The sequence below is a fragment of the Candidatus Electronema sp. PJ genome (genome assembly GCF_048287395.1).
Classification (GTDB): Bacteria; Desulfobacterota; Desulfobulbia; order Desulfobulbales; family Desulfobulbaceae; genus Electronema.
In genome coordinates, this window is the sequence record NZ_JBLWEO010000071.1 from 1 (window position 1) to 24,110 (window position 24,110).

Sequence of the window (24,110 nt, forward strand, 5' to 3'; positions counted from 1 at the left end):
GGCTGGATTGTCGAGCTGGTCAACGGCGCGGTGCATCCCATTTACAACAACCTGATGCGTTAATCCCATGAAACTCCTCTTGCCGGATATCCTCCTTGTCCTGCTGGCCGCCCTGATCATGGGCTATGATCTGTACCGGGGTAAAGTCAACCTGACCTCGACCGTGCCGTTTCATCTTGCTTGGCTGGGACTCTGCGCCATCTTCGTTGTCCTGCTGCGCCTGCCGTATGACCAGACAGCGCTGTATCCGGGCGGCTATCTTGTCACTGGCACCTCGCTGCTCTTCAAGCAGGTCTTTGTGCTCTCCGCGCTCTTCACGGTGCTGCTCTCCGGGTCGTATTTCACGCCAGGCGGCAACAAGCGGGGCACGCTCCGCCACCGCAGCGAGTTTCTGACCATCATCCTGCTCTGCACCTTCGGCATGTTCACTGTGGCTTCCGCTACTGACCTGCTGACCCTGTTCATCGGCATCGAGCTGTCCGCGATTCCACTCTACATCCTCAGCGGCTTTTACAAGGAAGACGCGCTGTCGCTGGAAGCCTCGACCAAATATATGATGATGGGGGCGATTTCAACTGCCCTGATGCTCTTCGGCCTGTCGTTCCTCTACGGCGCGGCTGGCTCCGTGACCTTCGAGGCTTTGGCGAAAGCCTGCGCCGCCAATCCGAACGAGCCGCTGCTCCGCTTGGGCGTACTCTTTGTCTTGGCCGCCATTGGCTTCAAGTTGACCGTCTTCCCTTTCCACATGTGGGCACCGGATGTCTATGACGGCGCGCCCACCCCGGTCACAGCCTTTATCTCTGTCTCTTCCAAGGCGGTGGCGGTCGCCTTTCTCCTTGCTTTGTTGTACGGCCCGCTGGCTGCCCTGCATAGTCAGCTTCAGCCGGTCATTCTAATTCTCGCTGCCGCCACCATGACCGTGGGCAATCTCGGCGCACTAAAGCAGGAGAGGCTGCGCCGTTTCATGGCCTACTCTTCCATCGCTCAGGCCGGATATATCATCATGGCCTTCAGCGGCGCAGCAGATTTGGCCCGCTCTTCGATCATCTTTTACCTCTTTGTCTATGCTGCGGCCAACTATGCCATCTTCTTCATCCTTGCTGCCATCGGGCGCGACGGCGACGAACAGCGCAGCGGTCTGCAAGGCCTGGGTAAAAACAATCCAGTGCTGGCTGCGGTGCTGATGCTGACCGCCTTCTCTTTGGCTGGCATCCCCCCCTTGGCCGGTTTCATGGGCAAATTCTTCCTTTTTGCCGCTGCGGCCAAGCAAGGTTATTATGCGATGGTAGTTTTCGCCGCCCTCAACTCCACTGTCTCCCTTTACTACTACCTGCTGCTGGTCAAAGAAGCCTACATCATTGAGCCAGAGACCGAGCGAAAACCGCTAGAACTGGACGGTGTGCAGTTCATCTGCCTTGTCCTGCTGACAGCGGCGATGTTGCTAGCAGGCATCCTGCCGTCAATCAGCGGCAATATCCTGGCAGTGGCTGGGTGAGATTCCTGGATGAAACGGATGGCGCGAGAAGCCGCCACCGTCGAGGTGATGATCCACCACTACTGCCGGACAGAACACGGCAGCCAGGACGGCGGGTTATGCGGGGACTGTGAAAAGCTGCTCGGCTATGCCCGCAAGCGGCTGGCGCACTGTCCCTTTCAGGAAGGCAAGACCACCTGCGGCAAATGCCAGGTTCACTGCTATAAACCAGAGATGCGGGAAAAAATCAGGCAGGTCATGCGGACTATCGGCCCCCGCCTGCTTCTCACCAACCCGATCATGGCTCTTCAACATGCCCTTGATGGCCTGCGAAAACACCCTGTAAAGCCTCTAGCCTGATCTGGAGCCAATTCTACCGAATTGGCACTGCAATCACATCTTGTACATGCTCTTGTCGCCAATGTCGAAATACAGAGGCATCTTCCATTTGGCCCAAGCAAGCCAGACGTAAAGCAGAGCTGCTGCGGCAAGAAAAATCCCTTCCCCTGCCGCAAGGCCAGTAAAGCGCAACAACACCGCCATGCCCAGCAGCAAAGGCATCAGCGGCAGGCCAGGTATCCTGAAACAGAAATACTCTTTCACGGCAAACATCCCGGCCCCGGCGTAAAAAAAGGCCAAGCTGAGTACGGAGAGCTGCCTGGCGATTTCCGGCGACTGCACAGGCATGGCAAAGGCTAGGACAATAAAGCCAAGCCAGCTCATCAGCGGAAAAAACCAGCGGAACCTCGGATCATACAGGTGAATATTGGCACTGGCCAACCCGGCACTCATTGCTGCCAGCGGCAAATACCATCTACCGAGCAGAGAAAGCCCGGTGAGCAACTCTATGGCTTCCAAGGTCGTGCTGAGAGCAAAGAGAGACAGGCTAAGGCGGTAGAGAATCACCGTCAGGCGGTCTAACCGTTCCATTTCAGGGATGTGTTCAGGGTTTGCCATGATAGTTCAGGGAGCAAAGGGAAGAAGAAAGCAGATTGGGAACATTGCGTAACCCTAACAAAAAAGCCTGCCTGAAGTCAACACGTTTCCCTGCTAGGCTCTTTACTTCAGTTGCTGGAAAAAATCATTGCCCTTGTTATCCACCAGGATAAAGGCCGGGAAATTCTCCACCTCAATCCGCCACACCGCCTCCATACCCAACTCCGCATAGTCGATACACTCCACCTGCTTGATGCTTTCCTGGGCCAACAAAGCTGCTGGGCCGCCAATAGAGCCAAGATAGAAGCCGCCATGCTCTTTACACGCCTGCGTTACCTGGGGCGAGCGGTTGCCTTTGGCGATCATCACCAGAGAGCCGCCGTTTTTCTGGAGCAAATCAACGTAGGCATCCATGCGCCCGGCAGTCGTCGGGCCAAAAGAGCCTGAAGCCAGGCCAGGCGGGGTTTTGGCTGGGCCAGCATAATAGACTGGGTGCTGCTTGAGGTAATCAGGTAGCGGCAAGCCCTGATCAAGCAGCTCCTGCCACTTGGCATGGGCCATATCACGGCCAACAATCAGCGAGCCATTGAGTAAAACCCGCGCGGCCACGGTTAGCCGGTCAAGCTGGCTGAGAATTGCCTGCATGGGCTGGTTGAGATCAATCTGTACTGCGCCTGTATCCTGGCGATTTCGCAGCGCAGCTGGGATCAATCTGCCTGGCGCGTGGTCGAGTTGCTCGAGCCAGAGGCCTTGCCGATCTATTTTCGCCTTCAGATTGCGGTCAGCCGAGCAGGAAACGCCCAGGCCTATCGGGCAAGAGGCTCCATGTCGGGGCAAACGAATCACCCGCACATCGTGGGCGAAATATTTGCCGCCAAACTGCGCGCCAATGCCGAGCTGCTGGCTTGCTTGTAACAGCTCTTGCTCCAGATCAAGGTCGCGGAAGGCTTGGCCCTGGGCATTGCCGACTGTTGGCAGGTTATCGAGATATTTGGCACTGGCCAGCTTGACTGTCTTCAGGTTGGCCTCGGCACTGGTGCCGCCAATGACAAAAGCCAGGTGGTAAGGCGGGCAGGCAGCTGTGCCCAGGCTTTTCATTTTTTCGACCAAGAACTTTTTCAGTACGCTGGGATGCAGCACGGCCTTGGTTTCTTGAAAAAGAAAGGTCTTGTTCGCGCTGCCACCCCCTTTGGCCAGGAAAAGAAAGCGGTATTCATCGCCCGGCACGGCGTAAATGTCGATTTGCGCCGGCAGATTATTGTTGGTATTGACCTCCTCAAACATGCTCAGGGCCGCGTTCTGCGAATAACGCAGGTTTTCCTCAATGTACGCAGCGGCAATCCCGGCAGCAAGCTGGGCCGCATCGTCGCAGCCTGTCCAAATCTGCTGACCTTTCTTGGCAAAAACGATGGCAGTGCCTGTATCTTGGCACAGCGGCAGCTGGCCCTGCGCGCTAATCTCGGCGTTACGGAGCATGGCTAAGGCCACAGCCTGGTCATTCTCCGAGGCTTCGGGATCAGCGAGGATCGCGGCCACTTGCTGGTTGTGGCTAGGCCTGAGAAAGAAGGAAAGCTCGCGGAAAGCCACGCGGGCCAGCTCGCGCAGTCCCTCGGGTGCGATTTTAAGCAGCTCGGTTTCGGCAAAATGCTCCGGGCAAACGTAGCGGGCTGAATTGGCAAGCAGGCGATATTCTGTTTGCTCTTCGCCCAGGGGGAATGGCGGGAAATAGGTGAACTTGGACATCATGCTGGGTGCGTGCGATTTTTTTGAGAGGTACTTATCAACGAAGTTCTCCTTGCTCCAAACAAAAACTTGTTGAAACAAGAAGGTTCTTGCCGAGCAAGCAAAGGTGTTGGCCAAGCAGTAAAGGAGTTTGGCCGAGCAACAAAAGGTTGCTGCTGAATAACAAAGAGTTCTTGCTCGGCCAGAGAAGGTTGTTGCTTACCGACAAACCTCTGTAGCTCGGTTGCAAAGGAGTTTGGCTCGGCTCGGCAACAAAGAGTTGTTGCCGAGCCACAACCTTCTTCTGCCAAACAACAGCCTTCTCTGGCCGAGCAACAAAAGGTTCTTGTTAAGCCGCAACCTTTTGTTGCTCGGCTACAAAGAGTTGTCAGGAGCTTTTACACGTGTAAAAGCTGCTCGCGCATGTGCAAAAACTGCCTCTACTGCTTCGGCGCGTCTGTTTTTTGCTCCTCTTTCTTGGCCGCCTCCTCTGAAGGCGACTGCGACTGCAATGGCGGCGAGGGAGCTTCCTCTTGCGCGGACTTTTCTTTGTTCTTCCTCCTCTTGATAAGATAATATTCAAGCAAATGATGGAGAAAACCTCCCCTTCTCTTCGGCAGCCGCACCGGTATCTTGAATTTTACCTTGCTCAAATTGGGAGCTGGGGGAGCTGGCGGGATAATTACAACTAATTTGTTGTCTTCAGGTTTGACTGCTATCTCAAATTCTATATCTGCCTCGCCGGTTTTCCCCTCTTTGTTGGGAATAATCTCGCCGTAGAGAATCTGCTTCTGGGCATCCTTGGTTCCTTCAAAGATATCTCGCAAGGCTATCTCGACAAACTCCTTGAGTTCCATCTGCTTGTCCTGTTCCATGAGCTTTCCTTGGAGACATCGTAGGCGCAGGCCCCTGTATCTGCCCTCTCAGGCAAGAAGAGACTGCTGTATTTCCAGGGCAACCACAGGGGGTTGCCCCTACAGCAATGTTGGCAGCATTTTCCCCTGCTTCAAGTAGAGATCTACCTCTCCAGCGACCAAATTAAATCTGCGCCAGTGGTTTTGGAGGTGGTTTCGCTTTCCACAGAAAAACCATACTTGAGATCATAACGGGCTTTAAAAGAACCGCCCTCGCCAGTCAAGTCTTTGCCATAGCTGATGTAAAGGTCTTTGTAGATTTCCTTGCTCATCACTAAGGAAACATCAGAGGCCTCTTTGCCGCCACCGATGCTCAAATCAACAAAATCCTCCATATCCACAACACCAAGGGGATTGACTGACTTCAGCAAGGCACCACCGCCCATCTTACTGAGGGCAGCAGCAGCTGGCGAGAGCGCAGTATCGCCTTTGCTGCTCGACACCCCGTTTTGGCCAGAGAGGAGCCAGGAAAGAATTTCCGAGTCCTCCATTGGCGTGTCAGAAAACAGCTTGATATTCATGTCGTCCACGCTGCCAGTGAGATGAATACCTGCTTCAACTCTGTTGACCTTTTTCGAGGCTCGAATGTCCAGACCTGGGTTATCAATCGGACCGCCTTGATAGAAAATCCGCCCCTCGTTCAATTGGAGGGCAACCCCCTCAAAAGCGACCGAAGTCTCGCGCAAACTGAGAGCACCGAGGGCAGTGACGATCTGATCCGGCTTGGCATTGATCTTCAGGCCGCCATCAAGAAAGCCTTTGATGCCAAAAGCATCGACCGCAACCTCTTGGCCGAGTTCTACTGCGATGGCAGCGGAAAAGGGCAGGCTGTTTTCCAGCGGTTTTTCCTCACCGTCGATTACCACCACATCCTTAGAGGACGCTGCCGCGCCGCTAAAGCCTAACGGCGCGATGCGCGCCTTGGGCACGAGCAATGTACCGGTAAGCACCGTGCCTTTGCCGTTGTAGGCCAGCCGGAGATCTGGACTAAGGACTATTTGATATTCTGGCAGGGCAACAGCTTGAAAGTTTTCGCCCTTGATGGTGAAATCAGCAGCCAGCGGCTGCCCTGGCTGCCGGTTGATCTCACCGCTGACTCGGATACGGCCCTGACCAGAGTCTGCTATTACGTCGAGCTGATTGTTGCTGCCGTCGCCCGCCACTGCCAGCTGAAGTTTATGAAGGTTGATCCCGGCTGCTGGCAGGTGAATCTTGCCCTCTGCTTGTACGCCTTTTTTCAAGGCGAGATGGCCATCCAGTTGCGGTCGGGCAGCAGTGCCGCGTAGGTCAATTACACCGCCAAAGCCGCCCTGGGTCTGCACTGTATAGCCCGTGAGCTGGGTGAGTGGGGCGATGTCCATGATGTTGACCGTCAGCAAACCGGCCAATTGCATCTGCTCCAGCTTGCTGAAGTCGCCACAATTATTCGCGGTAGCCTCCAGCACGGCTGTGCTGCCATCTTGAAATTTTGTTTGTCCGGTCAGCCGGAGTGTGTTGTCTTTGAGCTGGGCTGAAAGGTGGTTATTCTGCCAACGCCAGGTAGTTTTACCGTCGTCTTCATCGTAATTCTCGGCGGTCAGGGCCAGCTCAGGCAGAGCAAGGGTCAACTCGGCCTGTTGTGGTACCCTGCCCTGCCCTTGCGCTGCGGCTGAAACCGCCAGCACGCCCTGCATTTCCGGGAAGTTCTCTGGCACAGGAATCTGCCATTGTTTTAACAGGGCCAGCGAGAGGTGATCAAGCTGGCTCTGGGCTTGCCAGCCGCTTGCCTTCTGCCATTGGCCGTTCACTGCTGCCCGCGCTTTATCCTGCACCAGGGCAAAGCCAGACAAAGCGCAGCTTGCCGCAGATAAAGTCAGATCAGCCGCCTTTTCCGTCTTCCAGGTGCCAAACTGTTTGTTGATCAGCTCCAGTTCAACCAGCTGGCCTTGCCACTTTTGCTCCTGCCAGCCGCCTGCTGCCACCAACTGCACCGTGCCAGGACTGCCCGTAGCGGCAAAATCGAGTCGGTGCTGCTCTGCGCTGCCCTTGAGCCGCAGTTTGACCTCGCTGATGGCCTGTTGCTTGACCTGAATATCAGTCGCTTTGATCTCCGCATCCACTTGGCCAGAGGGCGACAAGTCTGCCTTGACCGCTGCCTTTAGTTCTTTGAGGCTGTATTCCTGCATCCTCAGCTGGGTGCCGTTGGCCGTGAGGCTCAGGCTGGGTTGCTGCGGGCTGCCACTGATCGCCCCTTCGAGCTGAAACTTGCCACCTGCTGCGGGAGCGAGGCTAGCCAGATCCTGCGAGCCAGCTTTGAAGGTTAAGGCCAGTTCTTTCTCTGGATCTCCCTTGCCGTTGAGCTGCACATAGGTTGAACCAGACTGAAGGCGCAGCGCATCCACCGTCAGAGCCTTGCCGTCCAGCTTGGCCTTGCCGCTGCCAATGAGCGGAAAGCCACGGAGCTTGCCAGTCAGCGTGTCAAGCTGGATTTCAGCGATGAGCTTGGCCGCAGATTTGTGGCCTTGGCTGTGCAGCTCGGCATTAATTGTGCCGGGCCAGTCTGGCACGATTAAGGCAGGATCAAGTTCCGCTGCCTTTACCTCTGCCTGCCAAGACAAACCATTGGTCCAGCCGAGCTGACCGTTGATATTCAAAGCTGACTTGCCATCTGCCAGCAGCCGGAAATCGTGAACGTGCAGGCCGCTGTTCTCTTTGCGGAGAGAAAGATCGGCACGCAAGTCAGCTTGCAGATCAGGCAGTTTGCGCTCTTGTAGCCGCAAGCCAGAGCCGTTCAGGTTGAGCTGGAGAGCGGCCTGCGCGAAATTGCCAACAACAGTTCCCTTCAGCTGGGCCGCACCGCTGGAGCCAGGCAGGAATTCACCCAGATGAGGAGCTTCTGCTTGCACGGCCAGATCAATCGTCTTGTCTGTTGCCACCTTACCATTAATCTGCACCTTGCTAGAGCCGGAATGCAAAGCCAGCCCATCTATCGTCAGACTTTTATCAACCAAGGCCAGCTTGCCACCAAGCTTGAAAGGGAGGCCGCGCAGTTCCCCTTGAATCTCCTCTAAGCTGAGGTACAGCTCTTGCTTGCCTTTGGCCAGCTTGCCATTGCTGCGAATCTGCCCGTTGATCTTGCCTGGCCCGGCAGCAACCAGAGCAGGATCAAGTTCCTTCCCTTTCAGCTCTGCCTGCCAAGAAAAGCCACCCTTCCAGTGCATATCTCCCCGCAAAAGTAACTCGGCAGCCTCGTGGCGAACCGTGAGATAATCCACTTTTAGGCCGGTGTAATCCGCTGCTGTCACCTTAGCCTCGGCCTGCACTGTCGGGTAGCCCTGGTGATGGATTTCTGCGGCCAGCACACCGCCGTAGCTCTTCACTGTTCCAGCAGCCTGAACAATGCGCAGGTTGCCATTAACCGGTACATCCACCTTGATATCGCGGAGCGAGAAATGGCCAGTCTCGGCTGCGGCCTGCCAATGCAGGTCATTGAAGATGTTTGTGACTCGACCCTTGAGCGTCACCTTAGCCGGGGAGGTCATTGTTGCCGATACCGCCACTTTATCGAAATCACCCTGGGCTGCAACCGTGCCAACTAGCTCGTTGATGCCGTGATCAGGCACCCGCCAGTTTCCACCTACCTGCACTGGCCATGCCCCGTTAAATTGCACCTTGCCGCGCAGATCAGCACTGAATTGCGAGGTCTCCGCTTTTAGCCGGATGAGTTCTGCCTGATCATCGTGAGCCGCGCCCTGCAAAAGCAGCGTGTGAATCAGCAGCGCGTCTTTGCCGTCCTCTGCCACAATTTTGCTCTTGGCAACGCGCAGCTCGTCAAGTTGCAGACCTAACGGGAGGTGGATTTTTGGCAGAACGATCCACTTATGCGCTTTCTTGTCTTTTTTGTCAGAATCTAAGATACGGACAATCAGACCGTGCGCGGCAATCTGGCGGATATGCAATGCCCGGTCATAGAGCAGGGCTTTTGGGTTCCAGCGCATGCTGAAGTCGTCCAAACTGATAGCCACGGCGTTTTTGATCTGAATCCGTATGTTACGCAAACGCCAGTGGTCAAGCAAACGGCCTTCAGCCTGCTCGGCAGAGAAATACGGCCCGGCAAGCTGGTTAGCAGAGCGCAAGAGCACCTGCAAACCCATCTCGGTACTGAGCAAAAAGACCAGCCCAAGCAATGGCAAGAGCATGAACAGGGCTGACCATTTCAGTAGCCAGGGGCAGCAACTGCTTGAATTGCTGGTCGGCGTTTTTTCAACAGGCTCAGTCACAGATCAGCCCCTAGCGTCAGATGAATGCGCAGGGAAAAGCCCCCTTCGGAAATAGGATCAGCTACATCAAGACGAATCTGCCCAAAAGGCAAACTCATGCGTACACCTACGCCCACACCTTGTTGCAGGCGGGCATCAATGTTGTCATAAGCGTTACCCAGATCGTAAAAAGCAGCCACACTCCAGAGCTTCGACAGCTGCCGCTCAATCTCAAAGCTGGCCTCAGTCAAATACTGGCCGCCTACCACCCGGCCTGAAGCATCTTGAGGGCCAAGGGATTTATAGCCATAGCCGCGCACTGATTGATCGCCGCCAGCGTAGAAACGGAGCGAGGGTGGCAGTTCATTGATGGATTCCATCGCGGTAGCCCCGAAGCTCCCCCTACCAATGAGCCGCCATTTCTCCACCGGGCTGATGATGGCCTTGCCGCCGACCCGGAATTGAAAAAAGTTGGTGCTGGCGATAAAGGGAGCCTGTGCGCCCCGGACGCTACCGCTGACTCGGATGCCGTGATCGGTGTTGACTCGGTTTTCTGCCCAGATAATAGTGAGGAAGGCATTGGGCATCAGCAGCCAGGTGCTGTCGTCCATGTCACCCACCGTGTAGGTCTCGTGCAGATATTCCAGCCCAGCCCCGAACTGGTATTTGAGGGCATTGTGCTTGACTGTCGCGCCAAAGTTATACTGGCTGATCTCGGTGTCCTGCCAGCTTTCTTCCGAATAGAGGGTATCGAAACTGACCGTATCATAGCGCAGGTCGAGGATTGGCACCGGAATTTCATAGCTAGCTGCTGCCTTGCTGCCTTTTTCCGCGAGCTGAACATTGAGAGATGGGCGATGACCAAGTTGGTTGATCATGCGATTCTTCCAACCGATGCTGCCACGCACCCCAGAGTCAGTGCCATAGCCACCACCCAAACTGTAGCGGTTCTTCGGCGCAGGCGCAAGATGCAGCTCCACCGGCACCTCGCTGCTGCTTCCCTCTTCAGGCAATGGCACTTTCGGCTCCACGGTCACTTGGCTGAAATAGCCGGTGGCGTACAAATCGCTTTGCAGCTTGTTCAGGGCTTGCAGCGAATAAACATCGCCGAACTGGTAGGGAAGATACCGCTGGAGCAGTTCTGGTTTGAGGATATACTGGTTACTTGAGGTCGCACCGAAAACATACAGCGGCCCGGAGTCAAGACAGAGACTGATGGCGGCTTTATGTTCTTTGCTCCTGACTTCAACCCGGCTTTCCGTGAATCTAGCTCGGAGATAGCCGCTGGTCAGGGCCTTGTTGAGAATCTGCTTTTTGCCCTTTTCGTAAAGACCGTCGTCGAGTTGCTTGCCAGGCTTGAGGGGAAATGAGGCAGCCAGATTCCTCAGCTTTTGATGTTCTTTGCCTGGCCCTGTGACCTTAATGTTTACGCTCTCCACCAACACGGGCTGGCCTGGAGCAACCTCATACTCAGCCAGCCAGCCACTGCCTTTCTTTTCCAGGGAACCGTGGCCGTTGTTGTTCGTCACCTTAACGGCGTAATAGCCAAATGGAGCGAGAGCATGGGCAATTTCCTCGGGTGCTTGCTTGTGCAGCAGCCGGATTTGGCCCGTGCTGAGATTGGCTTCGTCTTTCTGCTGGGCTATTTTCAGACTTGCAACGATGTTTTTTAAGAGATCGCCCTCCACACCCCGCACAGTGACCGTCACTCGGGCCGCCAAGGAGACTGTGGGCAGGAAAGAGAGAAAAAATACGAGGAATAAAGCGAAGAAAAAAAAGAACCGTCTCAACACTGCGGCTAAGGAATAGAGCACATCAACATCTTGCTTGATAGCAAGCCAGATTCGTTCGTATTTTTCTCGGGGAGTTTGCGCCAAGGTTCACATGCCGCCAATAATTCCTAGTTACGATTCCTTTCTTACTCGCTGGCCAAGGAGTTTGGCTTGGCAAGAAAGGAGTTCTGCCAACTTTGAAAGGAGTTGTACTCGGCCACAAAGGAGTCTGGCCGAGTAGCAAAGGAGTTCTGTTTAGCCGAAAAGGAGTTTTGCCGACTTGCCAAGGAGTTGTACTCGGCCAAACTCCTTGGTGGCTAACTAGGAAAGGAGTTTAGCCAAGCCGAACTCCTCTTCTACCGACTAAAACTCCTTTCTTACCGAGCCAAACTCCTTGGCAACCGAGGAGCACTCTTCCTTGATTGAGCCAAAAACTGCGCCAAGCTCCTCTCCAAGCACCTTTTTTCAGAGCCTTTTCTCCAAACAGATATCTACAAAGGAACGCAAGTTCTCTTCCTGTTGCTCGGAGAGCTGGTCAAAGGCTGCGCCAACAAGGACATGATCAAGATACTCGTTGTCCATGACCCAAATCACCTGCATGGGCACATCAATGAAGGTGGAAATGTCTGGGAGGCCGCTGATACAGTGGAGCATGATCTTTCGCCCCCGGCGAATGCCATCCAGCGCGCTGCGTTCAATGGAAATTTGAATGCCACCCTCGCTCATGTTGAGGATGGAGGAGGCGATTGCCTCTCCACTCCCCTCTTGGTCCAACGACGAAATCAGCGCGGCGATTTTTTTGGGGTCTTTGAAGATGACCCGGTGAAACCGCCGCTTTTCAGGCTCGTATGCTGTCATTATTGCTCCTTACCCAGGCTGCATCTGGGAAGTTAAGGTTGAAGGAATTCTGTCGCGCTACTGCCTGCGCGGATCAAAAGCCTCCCGCAAGGCCTCGCCGATAAATATCAGCAAGATCAGAGTACCTACCAGCACGAGGAAAGCGGAGAGCGAGAGCCACCAGGCCTCGATGTTTGCCTTGCCTTGGGCCAACAGCTCGCCGAGACTGGGTGTGTCTGGCGGCACACCGAGACCAAGGAAATCGAGGCTGGTTAGAGACAAGATCGCCCCGGACATGCGGAAAGGCAGAAAGGTGATCACCGGGGTCATACTGTTCGGCAGCAAGTGACGGTGCATAATGGTCAGATTGCCTACGCCCAGGGCTTTAGCCGCTTTAACGTAATCTAAATTGCGGCTTTTGAGGAATTCGGCCCGCACGTAGTCAGCCAGGCCCATCCAGCCAAAGAGTGAGAGTAGAATGAGCAGCAGTAACACGCTGGACTTGAAGATTGAGGCAAAGATAATCAGCAGATACAATTCAGGCATTGCGCTCCAGATTTCAATGAAGCGCTGGAAGATCAGATCGGTGCGGCCACCAAAATACCCCTGCACTGCACCGGCGATGATGCCGGTTAAGGTGCCGATTAAAGTCAGGGCAAAGCCGAACAGCACAGAAAGGCGGAAGCCGTAGATCAACCGGGCCAGCACATCGCGGCCCCGGTCGTCAGTGCCTAAGCGATGCGACAGTGAAGGAGGTGCAGGAACAGCCTCACCCAAGTCTAGGTTGATAGAGTTGCTGCTGTAGGGGTTAAGGGGGAAAAAGACCTGGTTGCCCTCGCTGTTCAGCCGCGCCAAGATGTAGGGATCACGGTAGTCAGTTTCGGTCTCGAAATCACCGCCGAAAGTGGTCTCTGGGTAGGACTTGAAGAGCGGGCAATACCAGCCACCTTCATAGTGGATGAGAAAGGGCTTGTCGTTGCTAAAGACTTCGGCAAAGAGCGAGAGACAAAAAAGGAGACTGAAGAGCAGGAGACTGTAGAAACCACGCCGGTTTTTCTTGAAATTCTGCCAGCGACGGCGGGCCAACGACTGTCTTTTTCGGATTGTCATCGCCTATTCCAGCCGGGCAAAGCTGATTCTCGGATCCACCCAGACATAACTCAGGTCTGAGAGCAGTCGGGAGATCAGGCCGAGAAAGGTGAAAAAATAGAGAGTGCCTAAAACCACTGGGTAGTCGCGGTTGAGCACAGATTCATAGGCTAACAAGCCCATGCCGTCTAAGGAAAAGATGGTTTCAATCAGCAGACTGCCAGTGAAAAAGGCGGTGATAAAGGAGCCAGGAAAGCCGGTGATGATCGGAATGATTGCGTTGCGGAAGACATGCCGGTATAAAACCTGGCCTTCGGCTAGGCCTTTGGCGCGGGCGGTCAGCACGTACTGCTTGCGGATTTCTTCCAGAAAGGAATTTTTTGTCAGCAGAGTCATGACTGCCAGACTGCCGACTGTAGAGGCGGTAATCGGCAGCACCATGTGCCAGAGGTAGTCCAGCACCTTGGCGGTTGCGCTCATCTCGCTCCAGTTGTCCGAAACCAAGCCCCGCAGGGGAAAGATACTCCAGAAGCTGCCGCCGCCAAACAGTACGATCAATACCAAGCCCAACACAAAGCCGGGAATAGCGTAGCCAACGAGAATCACTGTGCTGGTGGCCACATCAAAACGGGAGCCATCATGGATGGCTTTGCGGATACCCAGCGGGATACAGACTGAATAAACGATCAGAAACGACCAGAGGCCTAACGACATCGAGACCGGCAGCTTAGAGACGACCAGTTCGGCCACGCCTTGTTGATGATAGTAGGACTGGCCAAAGTCAAAGAGCAGGTACGAGGTCATCATCGAAACAAAACGCTGCACCGGCGGTTTGTCAAAACCGTAAAGCTTGCGGAGCTGCTCGATGCGCTGCGGGTCAAGCCCTTGCTTGCCCTGATAGATGCCGCTGCCCCCGCTAACCGCTTCGCCGCCTGCACCGTGTCCTTCCAGTTTGGCGACCATCTTTTCCACTGGCCCGCCAGGCACAAACTGGGTGATGGCAAAAGTGATCAGCATGATCCCGAACAGGGTCGGAATCATCAGCAGGATGCGTTTGAGGATGTAGCGGCCCATAGCTTCTCTTCAGAATATTCTGATATCGCCGAGGCCGGTGCTGTCATCTGACACCTCCTCTGCTTCTGCCGCCTCGATTTCCTCCAGCTCGCCGTCAGCTTTCAGTTCCCTTTTACAGAAGAGCATTAGCCCTTCCGGCACCATCGTTGCCGTGGCTAATTCCCAACCTAGACGACCCTCTTCATTGAGAGCAGCCTCGGTTTCCTCTTCATCAATGTATTTTTCGCCCAAAATGCCGTCTTTTTGAAACTCAATCATGACGGTCTTATATTGCCATTGCACAGTCGCTACCTATTGACTCATCAGTTCATCGTTTTTAAAAATACCCTTAACAACCCGTCCGTCCGGGGTGGTGATGGTGCCTTCGCCATTCCGCTTTCCGGCCTTGAACATGCCTTTATACACGCTGCCGTCTGCCCCGACGAGCGTTCCTTCACCGTTGGGCAGGTCATGCGCAAAAGTGCCAGTGTACTTTTTCCCGTTTTTATACACCAGCGTACCCTGCCCGGCGAAATAGCCGCCTGAAAAAGAGCCGGTGTACTTGCTGCCGTCCGGGAAAATATACGAGCCTTTCCCTTCAAACACGCCCTTGGCAAAATCGCCCTCGTAGGAAGAGCCGTCCTGGTAGGTCAGCAGACCATGCCCTTCCCGCTCGCCCTGCCGAAAGACACCGGTGTATTGCCTGCCATCCGCAAAAACATAGGTCCCTTTGCCGTGAAACTTGCCCTCGACAAAATCGCCTTCATAGACTTCCCCGTCTGGCAGCTGGAGAGTGCCCCAGCCGTGCCTCCGGCCTTTTTTGAATTCACCCTGGTAATGTGAACCATCCGGCAGCTGGACGCTGGCTTTGCCGGTAAAGGGGACTTTTTGCTCGCCATAAAACAATTCGTCAACAAAAGCAGAGCCGTTTTCGCTAGCAACAGGCGGTACTGCCGCTGCCTGGACTTCTGACTTCTGCTCTTCGGGGAGAGCAAGCGGAGTAGCCATTGGGGCCAATGTTTCCGCCGCAGCAGGCACGCCCTCCACTGCCGCCAGGGGGGCAATTTTGATTTGGGGCGCAGCAGGCTGTTCTGGTTCTGACGGCAGAGCAAGCAGACTGCTCGGCAGGGCGGGTTTGCCTTCCTTAAATTCGCCTTCATAGAGCACCCGGCCCTCTGCGCTGATCAGCTTACCCTTGCCTTCGTAGCGATCATGGTGAAAAAAGCCTTCGTAGCGGTTGCCGTCTGGCAGGACAAAGGTCCCGTAGCCCTCGCGGGCCAAACCGACAAAGCCGCCCTTATATACGCTCCCATTTGTATAGCGGCGGGTAATGTCACCGATAGGCCGACCCTCTTCAAACTGCCCTTCGTAGAAGCTGCCATCCAACATAGTCATCCTGCCAGGGCCGTGGGGCAAGCCTTCACGGAAGCTGCCTGCATACTTGCGTCCGTCTGGCCAGACCAATACCCCTTTACCGTGAAAGCGACCCATGATAAAGTCGCCCTTATAGCGGCGACCATCGGCCTCAGTCAATACCCCTTGGCCATTGATGACTCCATTCTCAAATTCGCCCTGATAAACGCGCCCGTCTTGGCTTTTCAGTGTGCCCTGACCGTGATAACGGCCCCGGACAAAGCTGCCGCTGTAGCGCAGACCGTCAGCAGTGACCAGCGTGCCTTTTCCCCAGAGGAAACCGTTCTTGAACTCTCCCTCATAAATCCTGCCGTCTGCACTCTCCAGCTTGCCAGCCCCGTTGCGGCAGTCGCCAGACAAGCAGGCAGCCGAGCAAGGCAGGGTCGGCAGGAGAAAAATGGCGGTCAGGAAAGCGGCAATGAACATCGGGCGCAAATTGTGCGATGGTAAGAGAACTCTGGCATCCGTCAACACGTCAATAAGAAACCTTGCGGCCATGGTGCAGCAATCAGGTTGCAGCGGAGAGCGAACCGTTGGCTCCTGTCGCGGTATTTTTTGCGTAACTCCCAGAAAAAATTTCTTTCTTGCTCACTAACCAAGGAGTTTGGCTCGGCCAGAAAGGAGTGCTGCCGACTTGGCAAGGAGTTGTACTCGGCAGCAAAGGAGTCTGGCCGACTACCAAAGGAGTTTGGTCAAGCCGCAAAGGAGTGTTGCCGACTTGCAAAGGAGTTTTAGTCGGCAACACTCCTTTATAACTCACCAGGAAAGCAGTTTGGCCAAGCCGAACTCCTTTCTTACCGAGCCAAACTCCTTGGCCAGCGAGCTGTACTCTTCCCTTACCTCGTTGAACAGGTCGCATAATCAAGCCGCTCAGATGATTTTCTCAATCTTGGCCACAAAATCTTGAGCCGCTTCCGGGTCTCCGATTTCCTCAACCAGCATATTGGTCAGCTCGGCAATTCGGGCTGGAATCGTAGGCCCGCTTAACTGCCAGCGGTCAATATAATCCTGCATGACCATTCCTGCAACAGGGCCGATGGCTCCGGCCAAGGCCTGCTCGATTCTGCACAGTACAGCCTGGAGCTGGGCAGAGTAAAGTTCTTTGTCTAAAATTTCTTCAGGTTCGACTTCCTCAAGCTGCTCTTCCATTACTGGAAGCACAGGTTCCTTGTCCAGCTTTGCGGCAAGATGAACAGCCGCCTCAGCCACGGACGGGCAGTCGGCCTGAGGAGTACAGAGGACGATCAGGACAGCATTGCCCCGAAAGGGCAGCCCGATCACGGCGTAGCGGTCAAAGAAAAATTGCGCTGTCCTGATGTCAAGGCTGCTCATTACGCCCAGCTGGAAGAGGCGCAGCAGATGCGCACCCACAGTCTCTTGCAGGCCATCAGCCAGCTTCTCGCGGGTTTTCCCGCAGAGCACCCCGTCTTTTTTGTCAAAAATGCAAACTCCGAGTACGCCGACAAGAGAGGAGACCTCATTAAGGAGATTCTGCATGATCTCATGCTCCAACCTTTTTTGGCGGACGCAGGGAAGCGCGGATACGGGTGGTAATGGCCAGCACAGAAGCGTGGCCGTCCAAAAGCAGGGCGATGACTAGCCCGATTCCCGGCAAAATCAGCAGAGACTCGCCTGTTCCTAACGCCATCTGGATGCTGTTTGGCCCCTTGACCTCGCAGCCTAGACCCTGCCGCATTTGTAGGCTGCTCATAACCGCATAAGTGATGAAGTTACACAGCTGCCGGTTGTCTGAAGAGCGGGCTACCACCTTGCCTTGCTGATTGAACAGATAGTAATGCCGTATTTCCGGCACAGCCATGATCTCGACGATCAGTCGTCGGAGAAGAGGATGGACTTTGGCCGTTTCAGGAAAAGGTGACTCCACTGGCGGCGGTACTGGCCCGCCGGCCTCCTCTGCTGTATGAGCATGGAGCAGGATGCGGGCCAGTGACTGGTTGATCCGCGTCATTCGATCTTCCGGTGCGCTCACCCGAAAGGCAGGATTGCGCAGGGCAAGCAGGGCATGAACCGCTTCTAGCCCGGCCTTACCTTCGCAGCTCGCGTCGATCAGCCGGCCTTCCCGGAAAAAAAAGCTCCCACTCTTGCCACCAGACGTAACTGTTAGGGTGCAGCTGCTGTGTTCATGTTCCAGGAGCTGGAGAAAGGCGGGCAACGACACGCCCGGAAATTTTTGGTCAGCCTGGCCTGGATCGATCATCGGTGTACCCGACGTTCAGGAGCGATAATTGGCGTTGATTTTGACATAGTCGCAGCTCAGGTCGCAGGTCAGCATCTCAGCTACTGCTGCGCCCTGGCCAAGGCCGACTGTGACTGTGAACGCCTTCTGCTTCAGGACTTGGGTAGCTGCGGCCTCTGCTTCTTTGCCAAGACCAAAGCCATGCTCTACCAGCAGAGCTTGATCAAAGGCAATAGCAACCCGCTCTGGCTGAAATTGAGTCCCAGAGCGACCCAGTGCGGCAATAATCCGGCCCCAATTGGCATCTTCGCCGAAAAAGGCAGTTTTCACCAAAGGCGAATTGGCGATGGTGCGGGCGGCGTTTACCGCCTCAGCCTGCGTTGCTGCGCCTTCTACGCGGATTGTGACTAGTTTGGTTGCGCCTTCGCCGTCCCGGACGATCTGTACGGCCAAGTCTTGGAAGATTCGGTGCAGAGCTTCAGTGAAAATAGCCAAATTCTCAGGGCTGTTTTCGTCGATCAGGCTATTGCCTGCCCCGCCATTAGCGAGGCAGAGCACGGTGTCGTTCGTTGAGGTGTCGCCATCAACCGTGATCCGGTTGAAAGACAGCTCGGCTCCCCTACTGACCGCTGCTTGCAGTGCGGGCTGGGCGATATTTGCGTCGGTTATGGCGAAGCAGAGCATGGTTGCCATGTTGGGCATAATCATCCCTGCGCCTTTAGCACAGGCCAGCAGATGTACTTCTGTGCCGCCAATCATAATTGTGGCCGAGGCTGTCTTTGGCACAGTGTCGGTAGTCATGATTGCCTTTGCCAGCTCATCAAAGCCCTCTTCGGACAGCCTGGCAGTCAGCTGGGGCATGGCTTGGGTAAAAGGCCGCAGATCAAGCTGGGCACCAATCACGCCGGTAGATGCCACCTGCACGAGTTCCTCATCAATTTGCAAAGCCTGAGCAACCAGCGCACCCACGGCACGGGCCATCTTCATGCCTTCTTCGCCAGTACAGGCGTTGGCATTGCCGCTATTAACAACAATTGCCTGCGCCCGACCTAAACGCAGTCGCTCCATGTCAAGCAGTACCGGCGCGGCCTTGACCACGCTGGTTGTGAAAACCCCAGCAGCGACTGCTGGAACCTCAGAATAAATCAGGCCCAGATCAAGTCTGTTCTGATACTTAATGCCAGCCTGCACAGCAGCGGCAGAAAATCCTTTTACCTTCATGCAATACCTGCTTTTGTCTATTTTTCCGATCTGCGGCCTGACCGCTTATAATCCTTGCCCTATCTTAGCACAGCGCAGGGCTTCTGTATAGTGTGTTAATGCCTGCTCCGACCGCAAAAATCACCGGCGAGAGAGGTGTCAGCGGAAAGGAATTGTTTCCCTGCGACCGCAGATATGCTACAATTCGGGCAGGCGATTTTAAAAAAGATGCAGGAGGAGCCTGTTATGACCACTGACGAGAAGAAATCTGACAAGAGCGAGAAAGAAAAAGAGAAGCAGAGTGAGCCGGAGCGTCTCCATGAGGGCACAGCGGCCAAGAACCTCAACAAAAAGGAAAAAAAGGGCCGCCGAGCCGTCTGGATCGACGAGGAAACATTGGAATACGAGATTGAGCTGAAAAGCCTCCAGATCGAGCTGATGAAACTCCAGCTCCATATCAAAGCTGTTGGCATGAGAGTGCTTGCGATCTTTGAAGGCCGCGATGCAGCAGGCAAAGGCGGCACCATCAAGCGGATCACTGAGTTTCTCAATCCGCGCACCACGCGCGTGGTTGCCTTATCTAAGCCCAATGACACCGAAGTAACCCAGTGGTATTTTCAGCGCTATGTCTCACACCTCCCTTCAGCAGGCGAGTTGGTACTCTTTGACCGCTCTTGGTACAATCGGGCAATGGTCGAGCCAGTAATGGGCTTTTGCACAGACGAGCAACACAAGCGCTTCCTGAAAGACGTTCCTCTGTTCGAACAAATGCTGGTCAAGGACGGCATTATCCTGTTCAAATTTTACTTTTCAGTCTCTAAAGAGGAGCAAGCCCGCCGTTTCGAGGCGAGAAAAAGCGACGTGCTCAAGCAGTATAAGCTGTCACCGGTGGATAACCTCGCGCAACAGCACTGGGATCAGTACAGTGTCAAAAAATTCCAGATGCTCAACGAATCCAACCGCAGTCTCAGTCCGTGGACGATCATCCGCTCAGACAACAAAAAGAGAGCCAGGATTAACTGCATGAAGCATATCCTTGCCAACATCGATTACCCGGAAAAGATTGCGGCAGAAAGACTCATTGCTGACCCGGCGATCGTCATCTCTGGTATTGACGAAATCCAGCACATGGAAGAGCATCTATTCAAGCCCGGTTTGCTCCGAGGTTGAACGCCATGACGATAGGGAGAGGCTGCCAATGATCAGCATCAGCGTTATTTTTTGGATATTCATTTTGCTGTTTGCACTGGTTGGCTCGATGCGGAGCTGGAGCAAGGAACTGCTGGTGGTGTTCAGCATCATCTTGGCTCTGTTCATCATCCAGGTCATCCAAACCTATGTGGGACCTGTTTCCCGAATACTCTCCTCGGCCAATCCGTCAGGGCAGTTTTGTCTGTGGTCACTGCTAATCATCATCTTCGCTATGTTTGGCTATCACGTCCCTACTGTGCACAAGCTCGCCGGAGTCAAACTGAATACCTCTCGCGACCGCCTTCAAGACTGGTTGCTAGGGGCCATCCTCGGTGCCTGTAATGGTTATCTCATTGTAGGCACCATCTGGTCATATCTGCACATGGCTGGCTATCCTTTTGCCGAATCCTATATGATCCCACCCAAACCTGGCACCCCAGCAGGCGACGCAGCTTTGAAACTCATTACTTGGCTGCCGCCTGCTTGGCTTGGCGTACCGGAAATTTACTTTGCTGTGGCGATAGCTTTCGCCATCATCGTGATTGTGTTTATCTGAACCTATCTCAAAAACGATTTTCTTAGGAATTCCCTCGACTTGCTCGGCAGTTTTTCTTCCTGCAACGCCTTGTTCCTCGTTTTCTCTAAGTTAAGCTTCATTTAAATCTTGTTAATGTTGGCCATCAACGGCTTTTTTGCCGTTTACATCGTGCCAATGTCAATCGGAATTGACATGGTTCCAATTTGAATCGCCCCGATTCCGATTGGAATTGAGACGATTCTAACCGGAATTGACATGTTTCTAATTGGAATTAAGGCAATTCCAATCGGAAATGGCCTAATGTCAATTGGAATCGGGGCAATTCCGATTGACATTGAACCAATTTCAACAGGAAACAAGACGATTCCAATTTGAATCGTCTCAATTCCAATCGGAATCGGGGCGATTCAAATTGAAATTAGGGCAATTTCAGTGTGCATTAGACCATTTTCGGCTTGCTCTGTAGCAGGAACAACGGTGTTTTATTCAAGAAAATCAAATCTATAGCGGGGCGTATCTCCGCTGCCGACAGACAAAAAATACAGGAACACAGAAAAAGCTTGACACAAGGCAGGTGAACCTTGCCCTTACCCAAATACGGAAGCACAGGGCAGGACGTTCTCCGAGCATTCCTTTGCAAACAATTTTTGCCCACCTTGACAAAGAAAAATTCACCCTGTTTAATGAATTCAGTGGTGCATTTCACATCTCCATTAAACAGCAACAGGGTGACTGATTATGGCTATATTATGTGGTTGGGATTTTAAGGGAAAAGGCGGACAGGCTGTTATTCCTGCTTCAACAAACGCAGCTGGTGTTTCTGGAACAACAGGAATAGGCAGCGGTCTCCTTGCTTTTAATTATCTAGGGAATGGACTAACCGGCAGGAAACAAACAAAAATAAATATCACTGACGCAAAAACAGACAACGAGTATTTTTCTTTCAAGATAACCCCAGCAAGTGGCAAGTCAATCACGATAACAGAAGTAAAGCTCCGCCCAGTAAGCCAAAATAGAAATAGAACATTTGTACTGCTTGTCAATAATACACAAGTAACAACATTTACCACCGGACAGATTTTTCTTCCATTAAAGTCTATCCCAGTTACTGGTATCAGCAACGTCACTGCTGCTGTTGAATTCAAACTTTATATTTATGGCCATACCGATGAATGGGAATCGGTTGGTATTGGCGAACGGCAGGCTGGAGTAAATGAGCAGGACTTGCAGATTATTGGCGAAGTCCGTGATATTGGTATTGTCACCCCAGACACGCAAGCACCGACTGCGCCGACTAACTTACGCTCGTCCAATATTACCTCGACAGGCTTCACTGTGAGCTGGAATCCCTCGACAGACAATGTTGGAGTCAGGAGCTACGAGGTGTTTACCGACAGCACATCACGCGGCACGGTTAATCATCCAACAACTACACTGAACATTACCGGCCTTACTGCGAACACCACCTATTCCGTGACCGTGCGGGCAAGAGACGCAGCAGGCAATACTTCGGCAGCAAGCGGGGCTTTATCTGTCACCACGAATCAAAGCATAGTTCCTGAAACAACACCGCCGACTGTACCGACCAACTTGCGCTCGTCCAATATCAGCTCGACCGGCTTTACCCTGAGCTGGAATGCCTCGACAGACAATATCGGCGTGGTCAGCTATGAGGTGTTTACTGGCAGTACGTCACGCGGCACGGTTAATCACCCGACGACTACACTGAACATCACCGGACTTACTGCAAGCACCACCTATTCTGTCACCGTGCGGGCAAGAGATGCGGCAGGCAACATCTCCGCAGCAAGCGGGGCCATTGGCGTCACCACCTTGCCGATAGACAACAGAACCTATCCAAACAGCAGATCAAGGATGGGCATCAATCTGTCCAGCGTGAATGAATACACCACAGATCAGCCCTTCAAAGACCTCTTCAAGACAGCGAGGCCGTGGAACGACGGCAACACTGCTCCAATGCAGCTTGATGCCAACGGCTGGATCACTTCCCTCAATGGTGTGCAGCGGGCCAGAGCTTACGTGATGCTCAGTGATACACCCGCTGAAGTTTACGAGATGGGTCAGTATGTGTTGCTCTATGAAGGGGCGGGAACGATTGTCTTTGAAGGCGCAGGGGTGTCTCTGGTCAGCACCTCGCCGGGCCGGAACGTGTATAACGTTAGTCCGCAGCCAGGCAACCGCTGGATTGACATTACAGCGGTTACTCCAAATAATTACATCCGCAATATCCGCTTGCTCCCTGCGATCTACGAGTCAAACTACCAGAGCAATCCGTGGCGACCATATCACCTCAGCCTCTGGACCAAGTTTAAAACCATCCGCTTTATGGACTGGATGGCCACCAACAATTCCACGCAGATTACTTGGAATCAACGCACGACCCTATCGAGGTACACCTATAATGATCGGAGCGGCGTGCCCCTGGAGTTGATCGTTGATCTCTGCAACAGGCTGCACACCGATGCCTGGATCTGTGTTCCTCATCAGGCAGATGATAATTATGTCGCCCAAATGGCGCGGCTCTTGCGGAGTTCGCTGACTGCTGACCTGAAGGTCTATGTTGAATACTCGAATGAATGTTGGAACTACATGTTCCAGCAGGCAAGCTACTGCCTGAACAATGGACGGACGACCTATCCGAACATCGGCGACGATTACGAGCGGCATATCCGCTGGTACTCCCGCCGCTGCGTGCAGATTTACGATATCTTTGAGCGGGAATTCGGCGGCACCTCGCGGCTGATCAGAGTACTGGGCGGCCAGCAGGGTAATGCGTGGGCCTTACGGGTGATGTTCGAGCATGAGAACGCGCGCAACAAGGTGGATGCCTTTGCTATTGCCCCGTACTTTGGCCATGAGTATGCCTGCGATAAACATCAGAACGTTATTTCCTGGACACTGGCCCAGTTCTTCAATGACATCAGAACTTCTGCTTTACCCACCGCATGGGCGGGCGTGCAAGAGTGTATAACTTACGCCAGTTCCGTGGGCAAACCGATGCTGGCCTATGAAGGAGGGCAGCATTTCACTGGTGGCTTCTGTAATGGCGTGGATACAGCAAATATTCCAGCCTTGAACCAGAAATTTATTGATGCCAATCTCTCTCCAGAAATGGGCAGTATCTACACAACAGATCTGAACAGATGGCGAAGCATGGGTGGCGGGATGTATTGCGCTTTCGCCTCGTTCAGCGAATACACCCGCTGGGGTTGCTGGGGAGTTCTACGCTATCCTAAGCAGAATCCAACGACTGCGCCGAAGTATCAGGCGATTATAAATTGGATTGACAACAATCTGATCTAGTTTTCTTTCAAAATTAGCGAAAAAGCCTGGAGGATATCCAGGCTTTTTTATTTTCAGCGTATTTTTGATCCAGATCAATAAATGTAAAACTCTCTGTGGTAGTCATTCAAACAAAGTAAAGTTAGGCACAGTTAATGTTTCCCTTGACATAAGGATATGGCACCATCTTATAATAAAAATATACTTTCTCAATAAGGAATAATCCGTCTCTC

Annotated in this window: 19 protein-coding genes; 6 read left to right on the forward strand and 13 right to left on the reverse strand. The window is 53.7% G+C overall.

The annotated features are described in order from the left end of the window. Positions 1-67: 67 nt before the first annotated feature. Both ACNKIB_RS11660 and ACNKIB_RS11665 read left to right on the forward strand, forming a co-directional pair. Positions 68-1,495 carry an NADH-quinone oxidoreductase subunit N gene (locus ACNKIB_RS11660; protein WP_417910734.1) on the forward strand — a complete coding sequence of 476 codons (1,428 nt, stop codon included), beginning with the start codon at positions 68-70 and terminating at the stop codon, positions 1,493-1,495. Between the two features lie 9 nt (positions 1,496-1,504). Beyond that, the gene (locus ACNKIB_RS11665) at positions 1,505-1,834 is read left to right on the forward strand and encodes a nitrous oxide-stimulated promoter family protein (RefSeq protein WP_417910735.1); all 330 of its coding nucleotides are present in this window, start codon (positions 1,505-1,507) and stop codon (positions 1,832-1,834) included. Between the two features lie 33 nt (positions 1,835-1,867). Here the strand turns inward: ACNKIB_RS11665 and ACNKIB_RS11670 are convergent, their stop codons facing one another. The 10 genes from ACNKIB_RS11670 to ACNKIB_RS11715 all read right to left on the reverse strand — a co-directional run bounded on the left by ACNKIB_RS11670 (position 1,868) and on the right by ACNKIB_RS11715 (position 15,946). After that, entirely contained in the window at positions 1,868-2,431 is a 564-nt protein-coding gene (locus ACNKIB_RS11670) for a DUF2301 domain-containing membrane protein (protein ID WP_417910736.1), read from the reverse strand. Between the two features lie 102 nt (positions 2,432-2,533). Continuing rightward, positions 2,534-4,153: a fumarate hydratase gene (locus tag ACNKIB_RS11675; RefSeq protein ID WP_417910761.1), complete on the reverse strand. Its 1,620-nt coding sequence runs from the start codon at positions 4,151-4,153 to the stop codon at positions 2,534-2,536. A gap of 419 nt (positions 4,154-4,572) precedes the next feature. Next, positions 4,573-5,007, reverse strand: coding sequence for a hypothetical protein (locus ACNKIB_RS11680; RefSeq protein ID WP_417910737.1), 435 nt, complete (start codon positions 5,005-5,007; stop codon positions 4,573-4,575). A 143-nt stretch (positions 5,008-5,150) separates the two neighbouring features. Then, the gene (locus ACNKIB_RS11685) at positions 5,151-9,305 is read right to left on the reverse strand and encodes a translocation/assembly module TamB domain-containing protein (RefSeq protein WP_417910738.1); all 4,155 of its coding nucleotides are present in this window, start codon (positions 9,303-9,305) and stop codon (positions 5,151-5,153) included. Beyond that, complete coding sequence (locus ACNKIB_RS11690) at positions 9,302-11,161, reverse strand: autotransporter assembly complex protein TamA (RefSeq protein ID WP_417910739.1); 1,860 nt, start codon at positions 11,159-11,161, stop codon at positions 9,302-9,304. Before ACNKIB_RS11690 ends, ACNKIB_RS11685 begins: the two co-directional genes overlap by 4 nt. Before the next feature lie 360 nt (positions 11,162-11,521). Continuing rightward, positions 11,522-11,914 (reverse strand): PilZ domain-containing protein, encoded by a 393-nt coding sequence (locus ACNKIB_RS11695; RefSeq protein WP_417910740.1) that lies wholly within the window; start codon positions 11,912-11,914, stop codon positions 11,522-11,524. A 57-nt stretch (positions 11,915-11,971) separates the two neighbouring features. Then, on the reverse strand, positions 11,972-13,003 hold the full coding sequence (locus ACNKIB_RS11700) for an ABC transporter permease (RefSeq protein ID WP_417910741.1): 1,032 nt from the start codon (positions 13,001-13,003) through the stop codon (positions 11,972-11,974). A 3-nt stretch (positions 13,004-13,006) separates the two neighbouring features. Continuing rightward, the gene (locus ACNKIB_RS11705) at positions 13,007-14,056 is read right to left on the reverse strand and encodes a microcin C ABC transporter permease YejB (RefSeq protein WP_417910742.1); all 1,050 of its coding nucleotides are present in this window, start codon (positions 14,054-14,056) and stop codon (positions 13,007-13,009) included. A gap of 9 nt (positions 14,057-14,065) precedes the next feature. Then, on the reverse strand, positions 14,066-14,314 hold the full coding sequence (locus tag ACNKIB_RS11710; protein ID WP_417910743.1) for a hypothetical protein: 249 nt from the start codon (positions 14,312-14,314) through the stop codon (positions 14,066-14,068). Between the two features lie 33 nt (positions 14,315-14,347). Continuing rightward, positions 14,348-15,946 carry a hypothetical protein gene (locus tag ACNKIB_RS11715; protein ID WP_417910744.1) on the reverse strand — a complete coding sequence of 533 codons (1,599 nt, stop codon included), beginning with the start codon at positions 15,944-15,946 and terminating at the stop codon, positions 14,348-14,350. Positions 15,947-16,003: 57 nt separating this feature from the next. On the opposite strand from ACNKIB_RS11715, the gene ACNKIB_RS11720 reads away from it, so the two are divergent. After that, positions 16,004-16,183 (forward strand): hypothetical protein, encoded by a 180-nt coding sequence (locus tag ACNKIB_RS11720; RefSeq protein ID WP_417910745.1) that lies wholly within the window; start codon positions 16,004-16,006, stop codon positions 16,181-16,183. A gap of 135 nt (positions 16,184-16,318) precedes the next feature. Here ACNKIB_RS11720 and ACNKIB_RS11725 read toward each other — a convergent pair whose 3' ends face one another. The 3 genes from ACNKIB_RS11725 to argJ are packed head-to-tail and all read right to left on the reverse strand — an operon-like array spanning position 16,319 to position 18,866. After that, a complete protein-coding gene (locus tag ACNKIB_RS11725) occupies positions 16,319-16,945 on the reverse strand; it encodes a hypothetical protein (protein ID WP_417910746.1) in 627 nt (208 codons plus the stop codon). 4 nt (positions 16,946-16,949) lie between these two features. Continuing rightward, a complete protein-coding gene (locus ACNKIB_RS11730) occupies positions 16,950-17,666 on the reverse strand; it encodes a DUF4388 domain-containing protein (RefSeq protein ID WP_417910747.1) in 717 nt (238 codons plus the stop codon). 15 nt (positions 17,667-17,681) lie between these two features. Beyond that, complete coding sequence (gene argJ, locus ACNKIB_RS11735; protein WP_417910748.1) at positions 17,682-18,866, reverse strand: bifunctional glutamate N-acetyltransferase/amino-acid acetyltransferase ArgJ; 1,185 nt, start codon at positions 18,864-18,866, stop codon at positions 17,682-17,684. A gap of 225 nt (positions 18,867-19,091) precedes the next feature. On the opposite strand from argJ, the gene ppk2 reads away from it, so the two are divergent. From ppk2 to ACNKIB_RS11750, 3 genes are all read left to right on the forward strand, one after another. Continuing rightward, positions 19,092-20,015 (forward strand): polyphosphate kinase 2, encoded by a 924-nt coding sequence (ppk2, locus tag ACNKIB_RS11740; RefSeq protein ID WP_417910749.1) that lies wholly within the window; start codon positions 19,092-19,094, stop codon positions 20,013-20,015. A 28-nt stretch (positions 20,016-20,043) separates the two neighbouring features. Continuing rightward, a complete protein-coding gene (locus ACNKIB_RS11745) occupies positions 20,044-20,592 on the forward strand; it encodes a CvpA family protein (RefSeq protein WP_417910750.1) in 549 nt (182 codons plus the stop codon). A gap of 720 nt (positions 20,593-21,312) precedes the next feature. After that, positions 21,313-23,898, forward strand: coding sequence for a fibronectin type III domain-containing protein (locus ACNKIB_RS11750; RefSeq protein ID WP_417910751.1), 2,586 nt, complete (start codon positions 21,313-21,315; stop codon positions 23,896-23,898). Positions 23,899-24,110: the final 212 nt, after the last annotated feature.